Source organism: Dysosmobacter segnis (genome assembly GCF_014297285.1).
GTDB classification, from domain to species: domain Bacteria; phylum Bacillota; class Clostridia; order Oscillospirales; family Oscillospiraceae; genus Oscillibacter; species Oscillibacter segnis.
In genome coordinates, this window is the sequence record NZ_JACOQI010000017.1 from 20,563 (window position 1) to 43,586 (window position 23,024).

The 23,024-nt window shown below is 58.6% G+C and carries 25 protein-coding genes; 18 read left to right on the top strand and 7 right to left on the bottom strand.

Annotated features, from left to right (window positions below; translation table 11 throughout):
* Positions 1 to 35: 35 nt before the first annotated feature.
* The gene (locus tag H8Z83_RS14235; protein ID WP_187015649.1) at positions 36 to 995 is read right to left on the bottom strand and encodes a dipeptidase; all 960 of its coding nucleotides are present in this window, start codon (positions 993 to 995) and stop codon (positions 36 to 38) included.
* A gap of 176 nt (positions 996 to 1,171) precedes the next feature.
* Between H8Z83_RS14235 and ylxM the strand changes: the two genes are divergently transcribed.
* The 4 genes from ylxM (at position 1,172) to H8Z83_RS14255 (ending at position 3,466) form a co-directional block, all read left to right on the top strand.
* The gene (ylxM, locus tag H8Z83_RS14240) at positions 1,172 to 1,537 is read left to right on the top strand and encodes a YlxM family DNA-binding protein (protein ID WP_187015650.1); all 366 of its coding nucleotides are present in this window, start codon (positions 1,172 to 1,174) and stop codon (positions 1,535 to 1,537) included.
* A 3-nt stretch (positions 1,538 to 1,540) separates the two neighbouring features.
* Positions 1,541 to 2,902, top strand: a complete 1,362-nt coding sequence (gene ffh / locus H8Z83_RS14245) for a signal recognition particle protein (RefSeq protein WP_187015651.1) — start codon at positions 1,541 to 1,543, stop codon at positions 2,900 to 2,902.
* A gap of 78 nt (positions 2,903 to 2,980) precedes the next feature.
* Positions 2,981 to 3,220 carry a 30S ribosomal protein S16 gene (gene rpsP, locus H8Z83_RS14250; RefSeq protein ID WP_187015652.1) on the top strand — a complete coding sequence of 80 codons (240 nt, stop codon included), beginning with the start codon at positions 2,981 to 2,983 and terminating at the stop codon, positions 3,218 to 3,220.
* Positions 3,221 to 3,235: 15 nt separating this feature from the next.
* Complete coding sequence (locus H8Z83_RS14255) at positions 3,236 to 3,466, top strand: KH domain-containing protein (protein WP_187015653.1); 231 nt, start codon at positions 3,236 to 3,238, stop codon at positions 3,464 to 3,466.
* A 65-nt stretch (positions 3,467 to 3,531) separates the two neighbouring features.
* Here H8Z83_RS14255 and H8Z83_RS14260 read toward each other — a convergent pair whose 3' ends face one another.
* The 3 genes from H8Z83_RS14260 to H8Z83_RS14270 all read right to left on the bottom strand — a co-directional run bounded on the left by H8Z83_RS14260 (position 3,532) and on the right by H8Z83_RS14270 (position 5,693).
* Complete coding sequence (locus tag H8Z83_RS14260; RefSeq protein ID WP_187015654.1) at positions 3,532 to 4,809, bottom strand: ArsB/NhaD family transporter; 1,278 nt, start codon at positions 4,807 to 4,809, stop codon at positions 3,532 to 3,534.
* 337 nt (positions 4,810 to 5,146) lie between these two features.
* Positions 5,147 to 5,317: a DUF6472 family protein gene (locus tag H8Z83_RS14265; protein ID WP_187015655.1), complete on the bottom strand. Its 171-nt coding sequence runs from the start codon at positions 5,315 to 5,317 to the stop codon at positions 5,147 to 5,149.
* A 10-nt stretch (positions 5,318 to 5,327) separates the two neighbouring features.
* Complete coding sequence (locus tag H8Z83_RS14270) at positions 5,328 to 5,693, bottom strand: VOC family protein (protein ID WP_187015656.1); 366 nt, start codon at positions 5,691 to 5,693, stop codon at positions 5,328 to 5,330.
* 273 nt (positions 5,694 to 5,966) lie between these two features.
* Between H8Z83_RS14270 and H8Z83_RS14275 the strand changes: the two genes are divergently transcribed.
* The 13 genes from H8Z83_RS14275 to H8Z83_RS14335 all read left to right on the top strand — a co-directional run bounded on the left by H8Z83_RS14275 (position 5,967) and on the right by H8Z83_RS14335 (position 18,360).
* Positions 5,967 to 6,245 carry a hypothetical protein gene (locus H8Z83_RS14275; RefSeq protein ID WP_187015657.1) on the top strand — a complete coding sequence of 93 codons (279 nt, stop codon included), beginning with the start codon at positions 5,967 to 5,969 and terminating at the stop codon, positions 6,243 to 6,245.
* Positions 6,246 to 6,382: 137 nt separating this feature from the next.
* A complete protein-coding gene (locus H8Z83_RS14280; RefSeq protein ID WP_187015658.1) occupies positions 6,383 to 7,585 on the top strand; it encodes an ABC transporter substrate-binding protein in 1,203 nt (400 codons plus the stop codon).
* 194 nt (positions 7,586 to 7,779) lie between these two features.
* Complete coding sequence (locus tag H8Z83_RS14285; protein WP_187015659.1) at positions 7,780 to 8,658, top strand: branched-chain amino acid ABC transporter permease; 879 nt, start codon at positions 7,780 to 7,782, stop codon at positions 8,656 to 8,658.
* Between the two features lie 10 nt (positions 8,659 to 8,668).
* Positions 8,669 to 9,739: a branched-chain amino acid ABC transporter permease gene (locus H8Z83_RS14290; protein ID WP_187015660.1), complete on the top strand. Its 1,071-nt coding sequence runs from the start codon at positions 8,669 to 8,671 to the stop codon at positions 9,737 to 9,739.
* A 1-nt stretch (position 9,740) separates the two neighbouring features.
* A complete protein-coding gene (locus H8Z83_RS14295; RefSeq protein ID WP_187015661.1) occupies positions 9,741 to 10,574 on the top strand; it encodes an ABC transporter ATP-binding protein in 834 nt (277 codons plus the stop codon).
* 2 nt (positions 10,575 to 10,576) lie between these two features.
* Positions 10,577 to 11,287, top strand: coding sequence for an ABC transporter ATP-binding protein (locus H8Z83_RS14300; protein WP_187015662.1), 711 nt, complete (start codon positions 10,577 to 10,579; stop codon positions 11,285 to 11,287).
* A 493-nt stretch (positions 11,288 to 11,780) separates the two neighbouring features.
* A complete protein-coding gene (locus H8Z83_RS14305) occupies positions 11,781 to 12,290 on the top strand; it encodes a transcription repressor NadR (protein ID WP_187015663.1) in 510 nt (169 codons plus the stop codon).
* A 101-nt stretch (positions 12,291 to 12,391) separates the two neighbouring features.
* A complete protein-coding gene (locus H8Z83_RS14310; RefSeq protein ID WP_187015664.1) occupies positions 12,392 to 13,492 on the top strand; it encodes a PTS sugar transporter subunit IIC in 1,101 nt (366 codons plus the stop codon).
* A gap of 414 nt (positions 13,493 to 13,906) precedes the next feature.
* Positions 13,907 to 14,740, top strand: coding sequence for a transketolase (locus H8Z83_RS14315; RefSeq protein WP_187015665.1), 834 nt, complete (start codon positions 13,907 to 13,909; stop codon positions 14,738 to 14,740).
* Between the two features lie 15 nt (positions 14,741 to 14,755).
* Positions 14,756 to 15,730 carry a transketolase family protein gene (locus tag H8Z83_RS14320; protein ID WP_187015666.1) on the top strand — a complete coding sequence of 325 codons (975 nt, stop codon included), beginning with the start codon at positions 14,756 to 14,758 and terminating at the stop codon, positions 15,728 to 15,730.
* Between the two features lie 73 nt (positions 15,731 to 15,803).
* Positions 15,804 to 16,979: a 4-hydroxybutyrate dehydrogenase gene (locus H8Z83_RS14325; protein ID WP_187015667.1), complete on the top strand. Its 1,176-nt coding sequence runs from the start codon at positions 15,804 to 15,806 to the stop codon at positions 16,977 to 16,979.
* Positions 16,980 to 17,231: 252 nt separating this feature from the next.
* Complete coding sequence (locus tag H8Z83_RS14330; protein ID WP_187015668.1) at positions 17,232 to 17,663, top strand: MarR family winged helix-turn-helix transcriptional regulator; 432 nt, start codon at positions 17,232 to 17,234, stop codon at positions 17,661 to 17,663.
* Between the two features lie 4 nt (positions 17,664 to 17,667).
* The gene (locus tag H8Z83_RS14335; RefSeq protein WP_187015669.1) at positions 17,668 to 18,360 is read left to right on the top strand and encodes a hypothetical protein; all 693 of its coding nucleotides are present in this window, start codon (positions 17,668 to 17,670) and stop codon (positions 18,358 to 18,360) included.
* A 47-nt stretch (positions 18,361 to 18,407) separates the two neighbouring features.
* Here the strand turns inward: H8Z83_RS14335 and proC are convergent, their stop codons facing one another.
* Genes proC through proB form a run of 3 tightly spaced genes read right to left on the bottom strand, consistent with a single transcriptional unit; the run spans position 18,408 to position 21,254 of the window.
* Positions 18,408 to 19,211 (bottom strand): pyrroline-5-carboxylate reductase, encoded by an 804-nt coding sequence (gene proC / locus H8Z83_RS14340; protein WP_187015670.1) that lies wholly within the window; start codon positions 19,209 to 19,211, stop codon positions 18,408 to 18,410.
* Between the two features lie 10 nt (positions 19,212 to 19,221).
* Positions 19,222 to 20,478 (bottom strand): glutamate-5-semialdehyde dehydrogenase, encoded by a 1,257-nt coding sequence (locus H8Z83_RS14345; RefSeq protein WP_187015671.1) that lies wholly within the window; start codon positions 20,476 to 20,478, stop codon positions 19,222 to 19,224.
* Positions 20,475 to 21,254: a glutamate 5-kinase gene (gene proB, locus H8Z83_RS14350; RefSeq protein WP_187015672.1), complete on the bottom strand. Its 780-nt coding sequence runs from the start codon at positions 21,252 to 21,254 to the stop codon at positions 20,475 to 20,477. Before proB ends, H8Z83_RS14345 begins: the two co-directional genes overlap by 4 nt.
* A 217-nt stretch (positions 21,255 to 21,471) precedes the next feature.
* On the opposite strand from proB, the gene malQ reads away from it, so the two are divergent.
* Positions 21,472 to 22,974 carry a 4-alpha-glucanotransferase gene (gene malQ / locus H8Z83_RS14355; protein ID WP_187015673.1) on the top strand — a complete coding sequence of 501 codons (1,503 nt, stop codon included), beginning with the start codon at positions 21,472 to 21,474 and terminating at the stop codon, positions 22,972 to 22,974.
* Positions 22,975 to 23,024 lie beyond the last annotated feature (50 nt).

Sequence of the window (23,024 nt, forward strand, 5' to 3'; positions counted from 1 at the left end):
CTCCCGCCAGTTTTTCCGCATAAAACGATTCTTTTTTATTCCAGCACCCGCAGGAGATTTTCCGATGCGATGGCCTGCCGCTCCGCCTCCGAAAAGCCGATCCGTTCCAGCTCAAAAATGAAATTCTGAGCCTGACCGCAGTCCTCCATGCCCTCGCACCCCTCATAACCGGGGCCGAAATACTCGCAAAAGTCAAAGCCGCAGGCCACATGCTCCGGCCCCATCACCTCCGCCATGTGGGCGGCATGACGGGCCAGCATAGCCGCCGTCTGCTGCCGGGGCTCCTTATGTACAAAGTTGTGGGACACGTTGACCCCCACCACACCGCCGGTATCCCGGATGGCGCGAAGCTGCTCATCCGTCAGGTTCCGGCGAACATCGCACAAGGCCCGGCAGTTGGAGTGGGAGGCGATCACCGGCCCCTCCGCCAGATCCATAATATCCCAAAAGCTGCGGTCACTGGTGTGGGATACATCCGGCAGGATGTTCAGCCGCTGCATCCGCCGGACCGCCTCCCGGCCCAGCGCCGTCAGGCCCTTGTCCGGATCGCCGCCGGCGCCGCAGGCCAGCAGGTTTTCCTCGTTCCACGTCAGCATCCCCATTCGGACGCCCCACTGTGCATACTGTTCCAGCCGCTCCAGCCGGTCACCCACCGGCTCCATGCCCTCCACGCTCAAAAAGGCGAACAGCTTTCCCTCCGTTTGCGCTTTCCGGGCCTCCGCCGCCGTCCGTACCAGCGCCAGCCAGGGGCACTCTGCCAGTTCCTCCCGAGCGCGGGCCATCATCTCCTCCGTCCGCCGCCAGCCGTCCCAGTCCGGGTGAGCGGACCAGATGGAGTCCTGTTCCACCGTTGTCCAGATGGAAAGCCCCAGGCCGCCGATCTGCCCCGCCTGTAATCTCGGCAGGTGACGCCGTTCAAAGACACGGTCCTCCCCGGCCTGCCGCCACTTGGTCACATCATATAAGAGGTCCGCATGTCCGTCGAAAATCATCATCTGGTGTCTCCCCTTTCTTCCTTATACAGTATATCTGCCTGTTCATCCTGGTGCAACTGTAAATTTCCTTGAATTTTTCCGGGTTTTTCTCCATTTTCCCCTTGACTTTCCGGCAAAAATCCTGTAAACTGATTCCTGTTGTAAAGCGTCACAGCTTTACAGGAAAGGAGTTCAACATGAAAAATCAGACTTATCGGATGACGATGCTCTTTGATTTCTACGGTGAACTCCTGACTGACCGTCAGAAGGAGTTCTTTGATCTTTATTATAATGAGGACCTCTCCCTGTCTGAGATCGCTGAAAACGAAGGCATCTCCCGTCAGGGCGTCCGGGACGTGATCGTCCGGGCGGAGGCCGCCATGCAGGAGATCGAGGACAAGACCGGCCTGATCCGCCGCTTTGAGCAGTTCCGGGGTCATCTGGATGCCATCCGCAGCGCTGCTGAGGATATCCGCACCCTGAACTACCGGCAGTATGAGGACAGCCGCCTGACGGAACTGGCTGACAAGATCACGGCGGAGGTCTCCGCGCTGAAGGAGTAACCCATGGCATTTGAGGGACTGAGTGAAAAACTGAATGCGGCCTTTAAGCGCCTGCGGGGCAAAGGCCGGCTGACGGAAAATGACGTCCGGGAAGCCATGCGGGAGGTCCGTCTGGCACTGCTGGAAGCCGACGTGAGCTACAAGGTGGTCAAGGAATTCGTGGCCACCGTAACGGAGCGGTCTGTGGGCACTGACGTGCTGGACAGCCTGACGCCCGCTCAGCAGGTGGTAAAGATCGTCAACGAGGAACTGACGAACCTCATGGGCGGCGGCACCGCCAAGCTGGCTTTCGCCAACAACGGCCCCACGATCGTCATGATGGTGGGTCTTCAGGGCGCCGGTAAGACCACCACCACCGCCAAGCTGGCGGGCTATATGAAGAAGTTCCACAGTAAGCGGCCCCTGCTGGCCGCCTGCGACGTGTACCGCCCCGCCGCTATTGAGCAGTTGAAGGTAGTGGGCGGACAGCTGAATCTCCCGGTTTTTGAAGAAGGACAGGGCGATCCCGTAAAAATTGCTGAAAACGCCCTACGCTATGCCAGAGATCATGGCAATGACCTGGTGTTCCTGGATACCGCCGGCCGGCTCCATGTGGACGAAGCCCTCATGGACGAGTTGAAGCGGATGAAGGCAACCGTCCATCCCAACGAGATCCTGCTGGTGGTGGACGCCATGACAGGTCAGGACGCCGTCAACGCCGCCTCCGCCTTTGACGAGGCGTTGGGCATCGACGGTGTGGTGCTCACCAAGCTGGACGGCGACGCCCGCGGCGGCGCAGCCCTCTCCATCAAGGCCGCAACCGGCAAACCCATCAAATTTGTAGGTACCGGCGAAAAGCTGGATATGATCGAGCCCTTCCATCCCGACCGCATGGCCAGCCGGATTCTGGGCATGGGCGATATGCTGTCCTTCATCGAAAAGGCACAGCAGACCTATGACGAAAAGCAGGCCAAAAAGCTGGAGGAAAAGCTGAAGAAAAACAGCTTTACCCTGTCGGACTATTTCGACCAGCTCCAGCAGATCCGGAATATGGGCGACCTCAGCCAGCTGGCAGGTATGATGCCCGGCAATCTCGGCAGTAAGCTTCAGGGTGCACAGATCGATGAAAAGGCCATCGCCCACACGGAGGCCATCATCCTCTCCATGACCCCGGAGGAACGAGAAAATCCTCAGATCTTAGGCGCCAGCCGGAAAAAGCGGATCGCCGCCGGCTGCGGTCTGGATGTTGTGGATGTAAACCGGCTGCTGAAGCAATTTGAGGGAATGCAGCAGATCATCAAGCAGGTCACCGGCGGGCGGAAGCCCGGCTTTGGGTTCGGCGGTCTGGGACATGGCCGCGGCCTGCGCAAGCGCAAAAAGAAATAAACCGTATATTAGATGTCATAACCCGGACATTTATTATAAAAACATCAATCTATTTATTACATTTTGGAGGTACTATCAATGGTTAAGATCAGACTGCGCCGCATGGGCGCCAAGAAGGCTCCTTTCTATCGTGTTGTTGTCGCTGACTCCCGTTTCCCCCGCGATGGCCGTTTCATCGAGGAGATCGGCACTTACAATCCCTGCGTGGCTCCCGCCGATATCAAGATCGACGCTGACCGCGCCAAGGAGTGGATCAAGTCCGGCGCTCAGCCCACTGACACCGTGAGAGCTCTGCTGAAAAAAGTGGACGTCCTCTAATCCGGAGGGCGGAGCATGAAGGACTTGCTGCTCTACATCGCCAGAAACCTGGTGGACGATCCTGACAGCGTCTCCGTGACGGAGGTTCAGGGCGACCAGGAACTGACGTTGGAGCTGCGCGTCGCCCCTGATGATATGGGGAAGGTGATCGGCCGTCAGGGCCGCATCGCCAAGGAGATCCGGACCGTGGTCCGGTCTTACGCCCAGCGCACCGGCGTTAAGGTTTCCGTCGATATTGTAGACTAAAAAAGCAGCTCACCTGCAATGCAGGTGAGCTGCTTTTTCCTTTTACGAACCGTTCAAATCGGCGTTCAGACACCCAGACCGGCATAGAACAGCCAGCACAGTACATATCCGGTCAATACCGCCGTCAGTGTGAAGGGCACGCCGATCCGCATGAACTGCCCCGCCGAGACCTCATAGCCCTCCCGGCGCAGAATACCGCAGGCGGCGATATTGGCGCTGGCTCCCACAGGAGTCAGGTTGCCGCCCAGCGTCGCGCCTACCAGCAGTCCGAAGCACAGCACCGTCTGATCCACCCCAAGGGCGGCTGCCACGCCGCCTACCACCGGCAGCATGGTGGCCGTATAGGGGATGTTGTCCACAAAGGCGGAGATCAGCACCGAAGCCCAGACGATGATGGTATAGGTCAGGAACAGGTTTCCGCCGCCCATTCCCGTGATGATATAGCTGAGATCATCGATGATCCCCGCCCGTTCAATGCCCCGGATCACCAAGAACAATCCTGCCAGCAGCGCTAATGTCTCATAGTCGATGGCCTTCAGCACGTCCTTTGCCAGGGCTGTGCCGTACCTGCCGCACTCCGCCGCAAGCCCCGCCAGGAAGAATGTCATGCAGATCAGGCCGTTGGTGATCTCCGGTTTGTTGGGGATAAAGGACGCGGCGATCAGGGAAAGCACCGTTCCCAGCAGCAGACAGGTAGGCAGATAGTCCGTCACCGGCGTCAGTGCCGCGCCGTACAGCTTGCCCTTTTCCTTCCGGAACAGAAACAGCATCACCGGCACCGTCATCAGCGCCCCGGCCTGCACCACCCAGAACAGGCCTGGGCGGCCCCGGTAGACAAAAAAGTCCATGAAATCCAGTCCCATGTGGCCGCCCAGCAGGATGGACGTGGTATCTCCCACCAGCGTAGCCGCGCCCTGCAAGTTGGAGCTGACGGCAATGGCCAGGATCGGCTGCGCCGGGGAAATATTCAGCTTTTTGGAGATGGCAAGTCCCACCGGAGCCAGCATCAGCACCGTGGCTACATTATCCACAAAGGCGGATACCAGCCCCGCGAACAGTGCCAGCGCGATGATGAGCCACTTCACGCTGGGCAGCACCGCTACCAGCCGGTCCGACAGGCGGTTTGGCATATTGGACCGGATGAACAGATCCACAGTCCCCATGGTGCCCGCCAGCATCATCAGCACATTCCAGTCCACCGTTCCCGCGACGTCCCCCAGCGGCACGATCCGCAGGAGCAGGAACAGCGCCGCCGCGGACAGGGCGGACACCGCCCGGTACTTGGGCAGTAAAAGCAGCAGGGCGTAAACCGCGATAAAGGTCAGGAGTGCGATGGTTTTCATATGGTATCCTCCGTACAAATTCGATAGAACTCCAAATACGGCAAAAGCGGCACTTTCGCCGCGTCAGACAGCAAAAGTCCCGCTTCTTCCCACGCGGCCCAGGTCCTTCATCCGGGATGGCAAACCGCGCAGCACCCTGATGGCGCAAGCCGCTTCCTTTTACGCATGTCAGGATACCAGACTTTTCTCCGTCCGTCAAGCGAACGCTTCGATAGGATAAGATATGCGGGCCTGTCCCATTTCATTCCTGCGTCACCTCCGGAGCGGGAAGGCTTCCCCCTCAGCTTCGGCCAACGGGAACGCGGGGCCACCGTCCCGGCTTTCCCTGTCCGGTCCCTTACTGCCGCCGGGCCGTCCGGTACTCGTCACCGGGGCGGTAAAAGGGGCAGCTGTCATTGGCAGAACGGAGGAACCGCTCCATCTCGTCCTCATCCAGATCCGCCTCGCAGTAATTGGTATCCGCTTCCGGATCGTACTCATAATAAACGCAGTCCTCACAATTCGTCATAGCGTGCTCCTCACTTGGTAGGAATGATCTCGATCCAGTAACCGTCGGGATCAGAGATAAAGTAAATACCCATGGCCGGGTTCTCGTAGCAGATGCAGCCCAGCTTTTCGTGGAGAGCGTGAGCCTTCTCCATATCCTCCACCGCCAGAGCCAAGTGGAATTCGCACTCGCCCAAATCGTATTTCTGGGGATGATCCCGGAGCCAGGTCAGTTCCAGCTGAAACTCCGTTTTCCCGTCCCCCAGAAACGTGAGGATAAAGCTGCCGTCTGCCGCTTCCTTTCTGCGGACCGGCTCCAGCCCCAGCGCGTCATGATAAAAAGCGATGGACCGATTCAGATCCGTCACATTAAAATTAAAATGGTTAAAAGCAAACATAGGTTCCCTCCTGTTTTGATCTGCCTGCATTATACCGCGTTCCGGGTCTGTCCGCAAGCGGTTCTCTCTTTTTATATTCCCTGCCGCGGCCATTTGTCTTTCTCACAAAATCTTAGGAAAATCCGCCCTCACTCCGGAATTTTGTATAAAACGCCCTCAGCTTTTATGCCTTCCCCCTTATCTTTATCCATTTTCACATGCGCTTTCCTGTTGACAATTCAATTCCGCGGGATTACAATAAGCCCATAATTCAGGCAGAAAGGAGCGATCCAGATGATGTTCAATCGTTTTTACAACATGGAAATGAAGAATACTTCTGCGTCCGCTCCCAGTGCGAACGCTGGCTCTTCCTGCGCACATACCGCTTGCACTTCTCATACTGCCAATACTGCTATGATCGCTATTATGGACGCCATTATTATGGCGTCCATTATTATTTGCGGCCTGATTATTAGCCTGCGTGCCATCGCCTTGATTGCGATTCTGGTACTGGTCGTAGGTCTGATTATTCAGGAAGTGAATACGCCCTGGTGTAATGAGTTAGCGATTTAACTGTTTGATACAGTAAAGCGGCTCCGCCAGTGGCGGGGCCGCTTTTTTGTATGACTTCCCCCGTATTCCGCACGGCCGGCGGAGCGGAGAAAGCCCCATATAAATCTGATTTCGTTTTGATGAAAAGGAGATCCAATATGAAAAAGAAATTGTTAGCCTTTGTTATGGCCGCGACTATGGTGTTCAGCCTGGCCGCCTGCGGTTCCAGCAGTTCCAATGATTCCAGCAGCTCCAGCGATTCCAGCGATTCTGATTCCGCCCAGTCCGGCGACGAGGTCCAGACCTTTAAGCTGGGTTCCATCGGCCCCCTGACCGGCGACAACGCCATCTACGGCCAAGCCGTGGTCTACGGCGCCCAGCTGGCCGTCGATGAGATCAACGCCAGCGACTCCAAGATCAAGTTTGAGTTCAAGGGCGAGGATGATGAGGCCGACGGCGAAAAGTCCACCAACGCCTACAACAAGCTGATGGACTGGGGCATGCAGGTTCTGGTCGGCCCCACCACCACCGGTGCTTCCATGGCTGTGGCTGATGTCTGCAACAGCGAGCGCACCTTCATGATCACGCCCTCCGCTTCCGCTGTGGACGTGACCGCCGGCAAGGACAATGTGTTCCAGGTCTGCTTCACCGACCCCAACCAGGGCATTTCCTCCGCTGACTACATCGCCGAGAACATGCCGGACGCCAAGATCGCCGTGCTGTACCGCAACGATGACGCCTACTCCCAGGGCATCCACGATACCTTCGTGAAGGAAGCCACCGAAAAGGGTATGAGCGTTGTCTATGAGGGCACCTTCACCAACGATACCGCCACCGACTTCTCTGTCCAGCTCTCCGGTGCCCAGAGCAACGGCGCCGATCTGGTGTTCATGCCCATCTACTATCAGCCCGCTTCCATCGTTCTGGCTCAGGCCAAGGCCATGGGCTACGCTCCCACCTTCTTCGGCGTGGACGGCATGGACGGCATCCTGACCATGGAAGGCTTCGATCCCTCTCTGGCTGAGGGCCTGATGCTCCTGACTCCCTTCTCCGCTACCGTTCCCGAAACCCAGTCCTTCGTGGAAGCTTACACCGCTGCCAATGACGGCGTGACCCCCAACCAGTTCGCCGCTGACGCTTATGACGGTGTCTACATTGTCAAGGAAGCTCTGGAAAAGGCCGGCTGCACCGCTGATATGAGCAGCGCCGATATCTGCGAGGCTCTGGTGGCTCAGATGACCCAGATCTCCTACTCCGGTCTCACCGGCAAGGACATGACCTGGAACGCTGAGGGTCAGGTCTCCAAGGCTCCTACCGCTTATGTCATCAAGGGCGGCGAGTACGTCCTGCCCGAGGCTTAATGTCTCACACCTGAACGCTGACCGCAAGGACCGGCAGCCGGGGCCTTCCCCGGCTGCCCCCTGCGGTGTTCAGGTCCCTGTCCTCTTCCGCTGTTTCCATGGCGGAAATCTGGGCAGAGGCGCTCCCTCCGCCCGTATTTCTGTCATGGAAGGCTCCACTCCATATTCTATAAAGAGAAAAGAGGTATTGCCCCATGGAATTTCTGTCCTATTTGATCAGCGGCATCAGCCTGGGCAGCATTTACGCCATCATCGCTCTGGGCTACACCATGGTGTACGGCATCGCCAAGATGCTGAACTTCGCCCACGGCGACATCATTATGATCGGCGGCTATGTTTCCTTCTGCTCCATGTACTATTTAAATCTCCCCCCCATCGTGGCCACCCTGCTGGCAGTGATCGCCTGCACCGTCCTCGGCATCGTGATCGAGCGGCTGGCCTATGCGCCTCTGCGCTCCGCCCCCTCTCTGGCAGTACTGATCACCGCCATCGGCGTCAGCTATTTCCTCCAGAACTCCGCTCTGCTGATCTGGAAGGCCGCCGCCAAGACCTATCCTCCCGTTGTCGCAGGCGCTGTGCAACTTTTCAACGGCCAGCTCACCATTTCCTACATCTCTCTGCTGACCATCGCCGCCTGCATCGTCATCATGCTGGCGCTGACCACCTTCGTCAGCAAGTCCAAGATGGGCAAGGCCATGCGTGCCTGCTCCGAGGATAAGGGCGCGGCCCAGCTCATGGGCATCAACGTCAACTCCACCATTTCCGCAACCTTTGCCATCGGCTCCGCTCTGGCGGCCATCGCCGGTGTGCTGCTGTGCTCCTTCAACACCTCTCTGATGCCCACCACCGGCTCCATGCCCGGTATCAAGGCGTTCACCGCCGCCGTGTTCGGCGGCATCGGCTCCATCCCCGGCGCATTTCTGGGCGGCCTGCTGCTGGGCATCATCGAAGCCCTGGCCAAGGCCTATATTTCCACCCAGCTGGCAAACTCCATCGTTTTCGCCGTTCTGATCGTGGTCCTGCTGGTGAAGCCGGCCGGTCTGCTGGGCAAGATCGTGCCCGAGAAAGTGTAAGGTGAGCAGGATGAAACAACGAAAGATCAGTAAAACCAATGTGGTGAATTTCTCCACCTATCTGGGCATGGTCATCTTTTTCCTTGTGATGACCGCTCTCAGCAAGGCCGGTGTTCTGAACCGTTCCATGACCGGCCTGCTGGTCCCCATCTGCTGCTATATGTCTATGGCTGTGTCCCTGAACCTGACGGTGGGCATCCTTGGCGAACTGAGTCTGGGTCACGCGGGCTTTATGAGCGTGGGTGCCTTCGCAGGCGTCATCGCTTCTCAAAGCCTGCTGGATGTGGTCCCCTCCGCCGGTCTGCGGCTGACCATCGCTATGATCGTGGGTGCGCTGTTCGCCACCGTGGCCGGCTTCATCGTGGGCGCTCCCGTGCTGCGGCTTCAGGGCGACTATCTGGCCATCGTGACTCTGGCCTTCGGCGAGATCATCAAGGAGCTTGTGACCTGCCTCATCGTGGGCCATGACGAAAATGGTCTCCATATCCTCTTTAACCTCACCGGCAACAAGACCGTGGAGGATCTTGGCCTCAGCGACACCGGCATCGCCATCATCAAAGGTGCGCAGGGTACCGCCAGCGTCAAGACCATCGCCAGCTTCACTGCCGGTTTCATTCTGGTGATGGTGACGCTGTTCATCGTGCTGAATCTGAAGCACAGCCGGGCCGGGCGGGCTATCATGGCCCTGCGGGACAACCGCATCGCCACCTCCAGCATCGGCATCAACACCACCAAGTACAAGCTCATGGCCTTCGTCACCTCCGCTGCTCTGGCCGGTGCCGCCGGTGCGCTGTACGGCTTGAACTATTCTTCTCTCCAGGCCGCTAAATTCAACTTCAACACCTCTATCCTGGTGCTGGTGTTTGTGGTGCTGGGCGGTCTTGGCAACATCTGGGGCAGCCTGGTAGCTGCCGCGGCGCTGACCATCCTGCCGGAGGCCCTCCGGGAATTTGCCGACTACCGGATGCTGGTGTACGCCATCGTGCTGATCCTCGTCATGCTGGCGACCCACAACCCCACGCTGCAAAGCTTCTTCGCCCGGCTCAAGCCCGGCAAGAAGGAAGAAAAGGAGGCTGCCTGATATGTTCGGAAAACTGGTTCCCGTCCCCTCCGGCGCTGTGATCCCGGAGCGTGACATCGGCAAGCGTCCCATCCTCAATTGCATCAATCTGGGCGTCACCTTCGGCGGCCTGAAGGCCGTGGACGATTTCAACCTCATGATCGGCCGGACGGAGATCGCCGGTCTCATCGGCCCCAACGGCGCGGGCAAGACCACGGTGTTCAACCTGCTGACCAAGGTGTATCAGCCCACTCACGGCACTATCCTTCTGGATGGGCAGGACACCCACAACATGACCACCGCTCAGGTGAACCGGGCCGGTATCGCCCGTACCTTCCAGAACATCCGCCTGTTCAACGACCTGACGGTGGAGGAAAACGTCACCGTGGCGATGGACGCTCAGATGAAGTACAGCATGGTCAGCGGCATCTTCCGCCTTCCCAGCTTCTGGAAGGAGGAAAAGGTGGCACACGAGCGGGCGCTGGAGCTGCTGAGCCTGTTCCATATGCAGGATCTGGCAAATGTCAAGGCCGGTTCCCTGCCCTACGGCGCCCAGCGCCGTCTGGAAATTGTCCGGGCGCTGGCAACCAACCCCTCCTTGCTGTTGCTGGATGAGCCCGCCGCTGGTATGAACCCCTCCGAAACTGCGGAACTGATGGAGAACATCCGCAAGATCCGGGATACGTTCCAGATCGCCATTATGCTCATTGAGCATGACATGAATCTGGTCATGAACATCTGCGAGGGCATCTGCGTGCTGAACTTCGGCCGTGTCATCGCCAAGGGCAGCCCCGAAGAGATCCAGTCCAACCCAGTGGTCATCGAGGCCTACCTGGGCAAACAGAAGGAGGCGTGAGCATGAGCACCATTTTAAAGGTTGACAATATCAACGTCTATTACGGCAGCATCCACGCCATCAAGGGCATCTCCTTTGAGGTCAATGAGGGCGAGATCGTGACCCTGATCGGTGCCAACGGCGCCGGCAAGTCCACCACTCTGAACACCATTTCCGGCCTGCTCCACAGCAAGACCGGCCATATCGAGTTCATGGGCGAGCCTCTGAACCATGTACCCAGCCATAAGGTTGTTTCCAAGGGACTGGCGCTGGTCCCCGAGGGACGGCGGATCTTCCTCCAGATGTCTGTGCAGGAAAATCTGGACATGGGTGCTTTCTCCCGCCGGGGCGGCAACATCGACGCCGATATGGAGCGGGTCTTTGAACAGTTCCCCCGCCTGAAAGAACGCCGCAAGCAGGTGGCCGGTACCCTCTCCGGCGGCGAGCAGCAGATGCTGGCCATGGGCCGGGCACTGATGTCCAACCCCAAGCTGCTGATGCTGGACGAGCCCTCCATGGGCCTGGCCCCCATTCTGGTGGAGCAGATCTTTGACATCATCAAAAATCTCCACAAGGCCGGCACCACGATCCTGCTGGTGGAGCAGAATGCGCAGGCGGCCCTGTCCGTGGCTGACCGGGGCTATGTACTGGAAACTGGAAAGATCGTCACCACCGGCACAGGCGCGGAACTGCTGGCCTCTCCCGCCATCAAGAAGGCGTATCTGGGAGGCTAAACGTCGGAGCAAAGTTCGTACACTCCGTTTCCACCTGACGGCGAAACCCTCGTTTTCTTCCTTGCTCCTCCTCTTTCGCGTCAGATTTGCTTCGCCGGATTCTGACGCGAGTGGGACGGGAGATGCGAGGGAGCAAAGTCCGCATGGTTCCTTTCCATCTGGCATGAAGCCTTTACTGTTTTCCATTTTCGCAGCATAAACCGCACGTCCGTTTGGACGTGCGGTTTCAGCGTGTCGAAAAAGTCTTTTCGCCCCGCTGAGCAAGTTTTCAGAACTTTATAATAGTTCTGAAAACTTAGGATTTTAATGGCGCAGGACACCCTTCTTGGGTTTCCCGCGCACACCTTTCCTTACCGTCGCGGAGAATTTACCACTTTATCGACAGTCTCAAACCGCACGTCCGTTTGGACGTGCGGTTTTTTCTCCCCGCCTCTTTTCAAAGCCGCTTCCCCGTGGTATACTGCTGTCAAGACAAGTTTGAAAGGGGTATCGTATGCACGCGGAGGAACGCAGAGAAACGATTTTGAAGCTGCTGCGGCAGTCTGCTCAGCCGGTCAGTGCCTCGACGCTGGCAGGCCAGCTATCTGTCAGCCGCCAGATCATCGTAGGAGACATTGCCTTGCTGCGGGCCGGAGGCGCGGACATTTTAGCCACCCCCCGGGGGTACTGCCTGCAAAATGCCGCCGCAGCCGGTCTCACCCGCCGGGTAGCTGTCCGCCATGACGAGGCAGGCATGGAGGTAGAGCTGAACACTATGGTGGACAATGGCTGCACCGTGGTGGACGTTATCGTGGAACACCCTCTTTACGGCCAGCTCACCGGCCCCTTGCAGCTTTCCAGCCGATACGATGTGGCCCAGTTCATCGCCCGGAGCCGCACCGCCCAGCCTCTCTCCGTTCTCACCGGCGGCATCCACCTTCACACGCTGCTCTGCCCCAGTGAGGACGCTTACCGGCGGGTACTGGACGCCCTGCGGCAGGCAGGCTTCCTGCTGGAGGGATAAAACTTTCTGTTGACAAGCATACCGATTCCGTGTATAGTGTGTTGGACAGGTGTCAAGACACCAGTCTGACACACTATTTTTGATCGATACGGAGTATTCTCATGGAAAAGGTAAACGCATTCCTGAAGCGCAAAAACATCGTTTTTTCCGCCAAGCGCTATGGCATTGATGCCCTGGGCGCTATGGCACAGGGCCTGTTCTGCTCCCTGCTGATCGGCACCATCCTCAACACGCTGGGCACGCAGTTCCACATCGGTTTCCTCACCGCCCAGATCGGGGAAAAGGTTCCCTACACCATCGGCGGCCTGACCTCCTTTATGAGCGGTCCCGCCATGGCCATTGCCATCGGCTACGCCTTGCAGGCGCCCCCGCTGGTGCTGTTCTCTCTGGCGGCTGTGGGTTATGCCTGCAACCTGCTGGGCGGCGCGGGCGGCCCCTTGGCCGTGCTGTTTGTGGCGATCATCGCTGCGGAGTGCGGCAAGGCCGTCAGCAAAGAGACGAAGATCGACATTCTGGTGACTCCCATTGTCACCACCCTCATCGGCGTAGGCACGGCCTATGTTATCGCCCCGCCCATCGGCACCGCCGCCAGCGCCTTCGGTATGGTCATTATGCAGGCCACGGAGCTTCAGCCCTTCCTGATGGGTATTCTGGTGTCCGTGCTGGTAGGCGTGGCCTTGACCCTGCCCATCTCCTCCGCCGCCATCTGCTCCGTACTGGGCCTCACCGGTCTGGCAGGCGGTGCGGCTGTGGCTGGCTGCTGCGCCCAGATGGTAGGCTTCGCCGTTATGAGCTTCCGGGAGAACGGCTGGGGCGGTCTGGTGAGCCAGGGCCTCGGCACCTCCATGCTGCAAATGCCCAACATCGTGAAAAACCCCCGCGTCTGGATCGCCCCTACCGTCACCTCCGCCATTACCGGCCCCATTGCCACCTGCCTGTTCCGTCTGCAAATGAACGGCGCGGCCATCAACTCCGGTATGGGCACCTGCGGCCTGTGCGGCCAGCTGGGCGTGTGGACCGGTTGGGTGGCTCCCAGTGAAAAGGCTCTGGCCAATGGTGCCATCGCCATGAACCCCACCGCTTTTGACTGGGCGGGCCTGATCCTGATCTCCTTCATCCTCCCCGCCATTCTGTGCCCCCTTATCAACCAGCTCTGCCGCAAGGCCGGCTGGGTGAAGGACGGCGATCTGAAGCTGCCCTGATATCCCTAATTTCACACATGTAGAAAAAACCATCGGCTTTTTGTGGAAAAAGCCGATGGTTTTTGTTCTTCTATAAGATTGTGCCCTGTTTAGCCGAATTTATGCCCCAATTCCCGTCCGAACGTACATTTTTAATAGGTGTTTTTCATTGTTAAAAAGCAAACATCTGTTGACGAAACGCCATGTTTTGGGTTAGAATACGAGTCAGGAAAGTATGTTCCTTTCAATGGCTGATCGCGCTGTCTCATAAGTTCTGCGTACGGCGCGCTCTTTGTCGGGAGTCCCGGAAAACGATTACTTGTATTCATTTTCCGGAACGTGTTATTTTATCTAAAATTGGAAGCGTACACATACCGTTATTTCCTTGTTTTACTTCATTTTTTCATCAAAGCAAGCAGAAAGGATGCGTGTTACATGGATGTAAAAAAGTGCAACGTTCTGGCGGCTGAGATCCGGCTGGAGACCCTGAAGGTCATCCACTCCCGGGGCTTCGGTCACGTGGGCGGTTCCATGGATCTGGCAGACCTGATGGCCGTTTTGTACGGTGAGGTCATGAAGTTCGATCCCAAAAACCCCCGCTGGGAGGATCGCGACTGGCTGGTGCTCAGTAAGGGCCACGCCGGTCCCGTGGCTTATGCCACCTTCGGTCTCATGGGCTTCTATCCCATGGAGGAGGCCTACACCCTGAACCAGCCCCACACCAAGTTCCCCAGCCACACTGACCGCAAGCTGACTCCCGGCGTGGATCTGACCACCGGCTCTCTGGGCCAGGGCGCTTCCACCGCTGCCGGCGCCGCTCTGGGCAACAAGATCGACGGCCGCACCAACCACGTCTTCTGCGTCATCGGCGACGGTGAGGCGGACGAGGGCCAGGTCTGGGAGTCCTTCCAGTTCGCCTATGCCCACAAGCTGGACAACCTGATCTATTTCATCGATAAAAACGGCTATCAGTTGGACGGCCCCACCGATGACATTCTGGCTCACGGCGATCTGGCCAAGAAGGCGGAGTCCTTCGGCCTGTACACGCAGGAGATCGACGGCCATGACGTTCAGGCGATCTATGACGCCATTCAGAACGCATACGCCAAGAAGGGCGTTCCCAGCTGCATCGTGCTGGATACCTGCAAGGGCAAGGGCGCTACCTTTGCCGAGCCCAAGCATGACCACTCCTCTCAGCCCAACGAGGAGCAGTGGGCCGAGGCCATCGCCGCTTCCGAGAAGGCCTTGGAAGCTGTCAAGAACGCTTAAAGGAGGGTGCGAGTAATGAGTGTGAAAGTAATTGGTAAGCATGAAAAGGACTCCCGCGCCTGCCGCGACGCGCTGGCCCTGACTCTGAACGAAATGATGGCCGAGGACAAGTCCATCGTCTATGTGGACTGCGATCTGATGGGCTGCATCAACACCAAGATGCTGAGGAAGAACTATCCTGACCGCGCTTTTGAGGCCGGTATTGCCGAGGCCAACGGCGCCGGCGTGGCTGCGGGCCTCGCTGCCGCCGGCAAAAAGGTGTTCTTCCATTCCTTCGGTACCTTCTCCTCCCGCCGCTGCTATGACCAGATCTATATGTCCGCCGCTTATGCCGGTCTGCCCGTCCACGTGCTGGGCTCCGACGCCGGTGTGACCGCTGCCTTCAACGGCGGCACCCATATGCCTCTGGAGGATGCCGCTATGTACCTGAGCATCCCCGAGACCGTGGTGCTGGATCCCGCCGACTATGCCCAGCTGGAGTGCATCACCCGTCAGCTGCCCGGCATCACCTCCGGCGTGACCTATACCCGCTTTGTCCGCAAGGGCATCGTCAAGGTCTATGAGGACGGTTCCGAGTTCCCCATCGGCAAGGGCGTTGTGCTCCACGAGAGCGACAAGGACGTGGCCACCATCATCACCTCCGGCATCATGGTGGACGAGTCCTTGAAGGCTTATGAGGCCCTCCAGGCGGAAGGCATTTCCGTCCGCGTGATCGATATGTTCACCTGGAAGCCTCTGGACGAGGAGTTGGTCATCAAGGCCGCCAAGGAGACCGGTGCTATTGTCACCGCCGAGAACCACAACGTCACCTGCGGTCTGGGCAGCGTGGTTTCCAACTGCCTGGCTAAGAACTGCCCCACCGTTCAGGAGTTTGTGGGCGTGCAGGATCTGTTCGGTCAGGTCGGTCCTCAGGACTTCCTGATGGATGAGTACGGCCTCCGTGCCGCCAATATCGTGGCTGCCGTCAAAAAGGCGATCAGCCGCAAGTAATTCGGATATCCGGCGGGGTCTCCCCGAAGATCCCGCCTGTATCACTTAAATCAATTAAAAGGAGATTTCAATCATGGATGCATTTTCCGCTTCTCTGATGGCTGACAAGAGAGAGATTGTCTTTGCTCCCACCGTGTATAAGTTCCAGACCTTCGCTCAGATGGCTGAGGAGTTCAAGCTGGGTGAACGGGACGTGGTTCTGACCAACGAGTTCATCTACACCCCCTTCATGAAGGAACTGGGCCTGAAGTGCAACTTCGTGTTCCAGGAGAAGTTCGGCGCCGGCGAGCCTTCCGAGGCTATGATCCAGACCATGTATGACGCCATCCCCTATGACAGCTATGACCGTGTCATCGCTGTGGGCGGCGGCGCCATCATGGACCTGTGCAAGCTGCTGGGCTGCAAGCGTCCCGACACCGTCCACAACCTGTACTTCAAGCGCTTCCCCGTGGTCCACGAGAAGGACGTCATCGCCATCCCCACCACCTGCGGCACCGGCTCTGAGTGCACTAACATCTCCGTGGCCATCGTCAAGGACGAGAAGGACGGCGTGCTCACCGGCGGCGAAACCAAGCTGGGCCTGGTGTCCGATGACATCATCCCCAACAAGGTGTGCCTGATCCCCGACCTGCTCAAGACCCTGCCCTACAAGCCCTTCGCCTGCTCCGCCATCGACGCGCTGGTCCACGCAACCGAGTCCTTCCTGAGCCCCCACCGCAAGACCATGACCTCCGAGCTGTTCAGCGAGAAGGCCATGGACATGATCCTCAAGGGCTTCAAGCTCATCGACGAGAAGGGTAAGGACGCCCGCTTTGAGTATCTGGATGAGTTCGTCACCGCCTCCTTCTACGCCGGCATTGCCTTCCTGAAGGCTGGCTGCGGCCCTGTCCACGGCATGAGCTTCCCCCTGGGCGGCACCTATCACGTGCCTCACGGCGAGTCCAACTACATGCTCTTCGGCGCCATCATGGACTACTATGATGCCAACAAGCCCGACGGCGAGATCATGAAGTTCAAGGAGCTGGTGGCCCGCATCCTCGGCTGCGAGGTCAAGGACGCCATCCCCGAGATGAACGCTCTGCTGCAGCGCATCCTGCCTCTGCGTCCCCTGCGTGACTGCGGCTTCACTGAGGCTGACTTCAAGATCTTCCCCCAGTCCGTGGAGACCAACCAGCAGCGCCTGATGACCAACGCTTACTATCCCTTCGATCTGGAGAGCGAAGAGGCCATCTACCGCAAGTGCTATTGATCCCAACGGATCATCCGCAAAAGAAAAATCGCAGCGGTCAGCCGCTCCTCTCCTTTGAGAGAAACGGCTGACCCCGCAGAACCCCCGACAGGCGATCGTATTTACGATGCCTGCCGGGGGTTTTCGTTTTGACCGCAGCCTGTCGGCAGAATCAATATGGCGGCTGGCCGGGAAAAGCAGACTGCCCCCGCCCATACGGGCAGTCTGCGGTGCACCGTTTTTTGCCAAAATTTTGTTCTTGACAGAGAACCTATGCACTTTTGGGATCAGCATAAAACCATCACGCGGTATTATGAGATTCTGATGTCGTCCGTGTGCGAGAAATATCAGCTCAAGCATCTGGAATATGATATTCTGATGTTTTTGCACAACAATCCCCAGTATCGCACGGCGGCAGATATCGTCAGGGTCCGGAAATCCACCAAGTCCCATGTGTCCACCTCACTGAAAACTCTTGAGGACAGGGGCTTTATCGCAAAAAAGACAGACCCGGTAAACAAAAAGCACATTGAGCTTGATCTGCTGGAACCGGCAAATGAGATCGTCCGGGACGGACTTCTGGCCCAGCGGCAGTTCACGGAGCAGATGCTCCGGGGCCTGACGCCGGAGGACATCGCCGTTTGCAAGCGCGTATTCCAACAGGTATGCAGCAATGCAGAAGCATGCATCAAACAGAAAGGATAAAAACATGGATCACAAAACCTATCAGCCCAAAATGCCCGATATTATGGAGGCCATATTTGATACGATATATCTGTTGTTCGACCTCGTAGCAGGCATCGTATTTTTCGCCATGGCGCAGGGCCGCCCCCTGTTTGTTCTCTACGGCATCCTGACCCTGACCCTCTGCGGCGGCGATGCCTTCCACCTCGTTCCCCGGATCTTCCGGGCGTTCCGTGGAAGCACCCCCAAGATCAAGCATCTGATGGGCACCGGCCTGCAGATCTCCTCCATCACGATGACGGCGTTCTATGTGATCTTGCTGTTCATCTGGAAGCTCACCTTCCCGGACTTTACCGCTCCTGCGGCTGTGGAGGTGATGATCTGGGCCTCCGCCATCATCCGGATCGCCGTGTGCCTGCTGCCCCAGAACAACTGGTGCACAGACGAGGGCAATCTGAAGCTGTCCATCCTCCGGAACGGTGTATTCGCCGTCACCGGCATCGGCGTCATTATCCTGTACGCCATTTCCGGGAACGCCGGAGGGTATCACATGACGAAAATGGTGGCGGCCATCCTGATCTCCTTCGGCTGCTATCTGCCCGTTACGCTGTTCAGCAAAACGAAACCCAAGGTGGGCCTGCTGATGATTCCCAAGACCTGCGCGTATATGTGGATCATCGCTATGGGCCTCCAACTTTTGTGTTCCTGGAACGGCTAATTGAATGAAGGTCAAAAAATTTCCGGGTGCAGTGCACCCGGAATTTTTTATCCTAATTCTTTTGTTCGGCGATAGGCCGCTTCCACAGCTGCGATCGCCGCCCCACGGAATCCCCGATCTTCCAGCGCCGCCACACCGGCGATGGTACTGCCGCCGGGACTGCACACGGCGTCCTTCAAAGCGCCGGGGTGCTCTCCCGTTTCCAGCAGCAGGGACGCGCTGCCCAGAAGCATCTGGGCGGCGTACCGCATAGCCTTGGCACGGGGCACACCGCACTTCACCGCCCCGTCTGCCAATGCCTCCACAAACATGTAGGCATAGGCGGGGCCGCAGCCGGACACGGCGCTGGCCGCGTCGATCAGATGCTCCGGAAGGTCATCCAGCAAGCCGGATTCTGCCATCAGAGCTTTGAAGGCCGCCAGTTCCTCCGCCGTTACACGGTCATTTGCCGACACCAGCATCAGCCCCTGTCCCACGGCGCTGGGGGTGTTTGGCATGATGCGGATGATCTTCTTCTCTCCGCCCAGCATCTCCGCCAAGCGGTCCAGACTGACGCCCGCCAGCATGGAGACAAAAACAGCGTCAGACGCCGCAATGTCCTCTGCCAGCTTTGCCGCCACACCGGCAAACATCTGGGGCTTCACTCCCCAAAACACGAATCGGCTCTCCCGCAGGATCGCTTCCGCCGTCTCCGCGGTGCAGCCGATGGATGCCGCCGCCTTTGCGGAGTGTTCCGCCGTGGAGCAAGCCACGGCCACCGCCGCCCCGCCCACGGTTTTCACCGCTGCCCGCGCCAGCGCGCCGCCCATATTTCCAGCGCCGATAAAACCGGCCTCATACTGATATGCCATACGCCTCTCCTTACCGGGTCTGTCCGCTGCCCCGAATGATGTATTGATAGGTGCTCAGCTCGTCCAACCCCATCGGGCCGCGGGCATGGAGCTTCTGGGTGGAAATTCCCATCTCGCAGCCAAGGCCGAACTCGCCGCCGTCAGTGAACCGGGTGGAGACGTTGACGTACACCGCCGCGCTGTCCACCCCGTTGACAAATTTCTCCGCGTTGGCGTCGTTCTCCGTCACGATGGCCTCGCTGTGGTGGGTGGAGTGGGCCTGAATATGTTCGATCGCCTCGTCCACGCTGTCCACTACCCTGACCGCCAAAATGTAGTCCAAAAATTCCGTGTCGAAATCCGCCGGGCCAGCCGGTGTTCCGGGAATCACGGCGGCAGCCCTTGGATCCAGCCGCAGCTCCACGGGGATCTGCCCCGCGGCTGTCCGATCCTCCGTCAGCGCCTTCCGCAGCATGGGCAAAAATCGCTCCGCCACGGCTCTGTGGACCAGACACACCTCCTCGGCGTTGCACACGGAGGGGCGGCTGGTTTTGGCGTTGACAATGATCTTCACCGCCTTGTCCAAATCGGCGTATTCGTCCACATATACATGGCAGATACCGGTGCCGGTCTGGATGCAGGGCACCGTCGCCTGCTCCACGCAGGCCCGGATCAGTCCCGCCCCGCCACGGGGGATCAGCAGATCCACCAGCCCGTCCGCCGTCATCAGAACGCGGGCGCTCTCATGACTGGTATCCTCCAGAATATTCACGATGTCCGGGTCGCCGCCCACGGCGGAAATCCCCTGCTTCAGCGCCTTTACGATGGCGGTGGAGGTGCGGACGGCCTCTTTCCCGCTGCGGAGAACGCAGACGTTGCCACTTTTCACTGTCAGTGCCGCCGCATCGGAGGTGACGTTGGGGCGGCTCTCGTAAATGATCGCCACCAGTCCCAAGGGCACCTGCTTTTTATAGATGGTCATACCGTTGGCGTGGTGTGTCTCCGACAAAATACGTCCGGTATGATCCGGCAGCTTCACCGTGGCCCGGATACCCTCCGCCATAGCAGCGATGCGGCCCTCATCCAGCCGCAGCCGGTCCAGCATCACATCGGAAATGTGGCCCCGTGCCGCTTCCAGATCCGTTTCGTTGCAGGTCAGGATCTCCGCCGTGTGGTCCACGAGGCTGTCCGCCATGGCGGTCAGGAGGCGGTTTTTCGTCTCCGCGTCCGCGTCCCGGAGGGCGCTCCAAGCGGCTTTCGTTTTCCGAATGATATCCAATGTGGTCATTTGCTCACCTTCTTTGCCAAAAATCGGGTGCCGATGGGTTCTCCCCCTACGATGCCGTACAGCAGATCCGGGTTCCAGCCGTTGGCGATCACCATTTCGCAGCCTGCCTCCGTGGCGATCTGCGCTGCATGGAGTTTTGTCACCATGCCGCCGGTGCCCAGTTCGGAGCCGCTGCCCCCCGCCAGAGAGAGGATTTTCCCGTTGATCTCCGACACTTCATGGATCAGCTTCGCATCCGGGTTCTTATGGGGATCGCTGTCATACAGACCGTCAATATCCGACAGGAGGATCAGCAGCTCCGCTCTCGTTGTGGCGGCCACCACAGCGGAAAGGGTATCATTATCGCCCACGGCGATCTCCTCCGTGGAAATCGTGTCATTCTCGTTGATGATGGGCAGGGCCCCCAGCTCCAACAGGCGGTCCAGGGTGTTGTGGAAGTTCTCCTTCCGGCTGCCGCCGTCGGCAATGTCCGGTGCGGTGATCAGAAGTTGGGCCACCGTATGATTGTATTCGGTGAACAGCTTGTCATACACATACATCAGTTCGCACTGTCCCACTGCCGCCGACGCCTGCTTGGTTGGCATATCGTGGGGCCGCTCCCGGAGGTTCAGCTTGCCGAAACCCATGGCAATAGCGCCGGAGGACACTAAAATAATCTCGTGGCCCGCGTTTTTCAGGTCACTGAGCACTCTGCACATCCGCTCCACCCGCTGAATATTCAGCCGCCCGGTGGCATAGGCCAGTGTGGAGGTCCCCACCTTGACTACGATTCTCATAGATCGTTCCCCTTTCCATCCGCCGCAATCGGTTTCTCCGGGATTCGGTGCCGCTGTCAAGAGGCTTTGGCGCCGCCCTCTTTTTTGCCGATTTTATACCAGAATACCGTATCCGTCAAGGCGTCCGGTCCTCCCTTTGACAATTTTTACAAGAAGCTTTACAATAAGGGAAAATTTGTGTACACAGGCGTCTCCGACGCCGGGAAAGGCTGATCCTATGGAACGTTCCTCCGGTATTCTGCTGCCCCTGTTTTCTCTGCCCTCCCCCTACGGTATCGGCACTATGGGCCTCGCGGCTTATGACTTTGCCGATCTGCTCCACGCCGCCGGTCAGCGGTACTGGCAGATGCTCCCCCTCGGTCCCACCAGCTACGGCGATTCCCCCTACCAGAGTTTTTCCTCCTATGCGGGCAATCCCTATCTCATTGATTTGGATTTGTTGATCGAGGATGGGCTTCTGACGGAGCAGGAGGTCTGTGACCGGGACTGGGGAGAAGATCCCCGTCATGTGGACTACGGCAAGCTCTATGAAAACCGTCTGGACCTGCTGAAAAAGGCTGCGGAACGGGGCTGGATGCGGGATAGCGGCGCGGTGGCGGGCTTTACAGAGAAAAACGCCTCCTGGCTGCCGGACTACGCTCTGTTCATGGCCCTCAAGCGGCATTTCGGCATGAAGCCCTGGCAGGAATGGCCCGATGAGGCTGTCCGGCTCCACGATCCTGCGGCTCTGGCCCGGTACCGGGAGCTGCTGCGGGAGGATGTGGAACTGTTCACCTATATCCAATTTCTGTTCTTCCGCCAGTGGACCGCCTTGAAGTCCTATATCAACAGCCTTGGCATCGGTATCATCGGCGACCTGCCTATTTATGTGGCCATGGACTCCGCTGACGTCTGGGCGGAACGATCCATGTTCCGTCTGGACAGCCGGGGCGTTCCCACAGAGGTGGCCGGTGTTCCGCCGGACTACTTCTCCAAGGACGGCCAGCTTTGGGGCAATCCGCTCTACGATTATGACGCCATGAAGCGGGACGGCTTCGGCTGGTGGATCCGCCGGGTGGACGGCGCCGCCAGACTGTATGATGTGATCCGCATTGACCATTTCCGGGGCTTCGCCAGCTATTGGGCGGTGCCCTACGGTTCTCCGACCGCCAAAACCGGCCGCTGGGTCAAGGGGCCAAGACTGGATCTGCTGAACGTCCTCACCGGCTGGTTCCAGGGCATCCGCTTCATCGCAGAGGATCTGGGTGAGCCTTCTCCCGACGTGATGAAGCTGCTGGCGGATTCCGGTCTGCCGGGGATGCGGGTTCTGGAATTTGCCTTTTCCCCCACAGCGGACAGCGCCTATCTCCCCCACAACTGCGTAGAGAACTGCGTGTGCTATGCCGGGACTCATGACAACGCCCCGCTGGCCCTGTGGCGTCAGGAGGCAGAGCCGGAGGAGATCGACTTTGCCGTGCAGTATCTGGGGCTCAATGAGCGGGAGGGCTTCAACCGAGGTGTGCTCCGGGGCGGCATGACCTCCCCCGCATCCTTGTTCGTGGCCCAGATGCAGGACTGGCTGGAGCTGGGCAAAGGCAGCCGGATCAACACCCCCGGCACAGGCCGGGACAACTGGCAGTGGCGGCTCCTTCCCGGTGAACTGACGGTAAAGCTGATCGGTGACATCCGTGAGATGACCCGGATCTATGGCCGTCTCCCCGCCAAACAGTCCAAAACTTAAGCGATATACGAACCGTCCCCGGAGGCTTGAAAGCCTCCGGGGACGGTTTT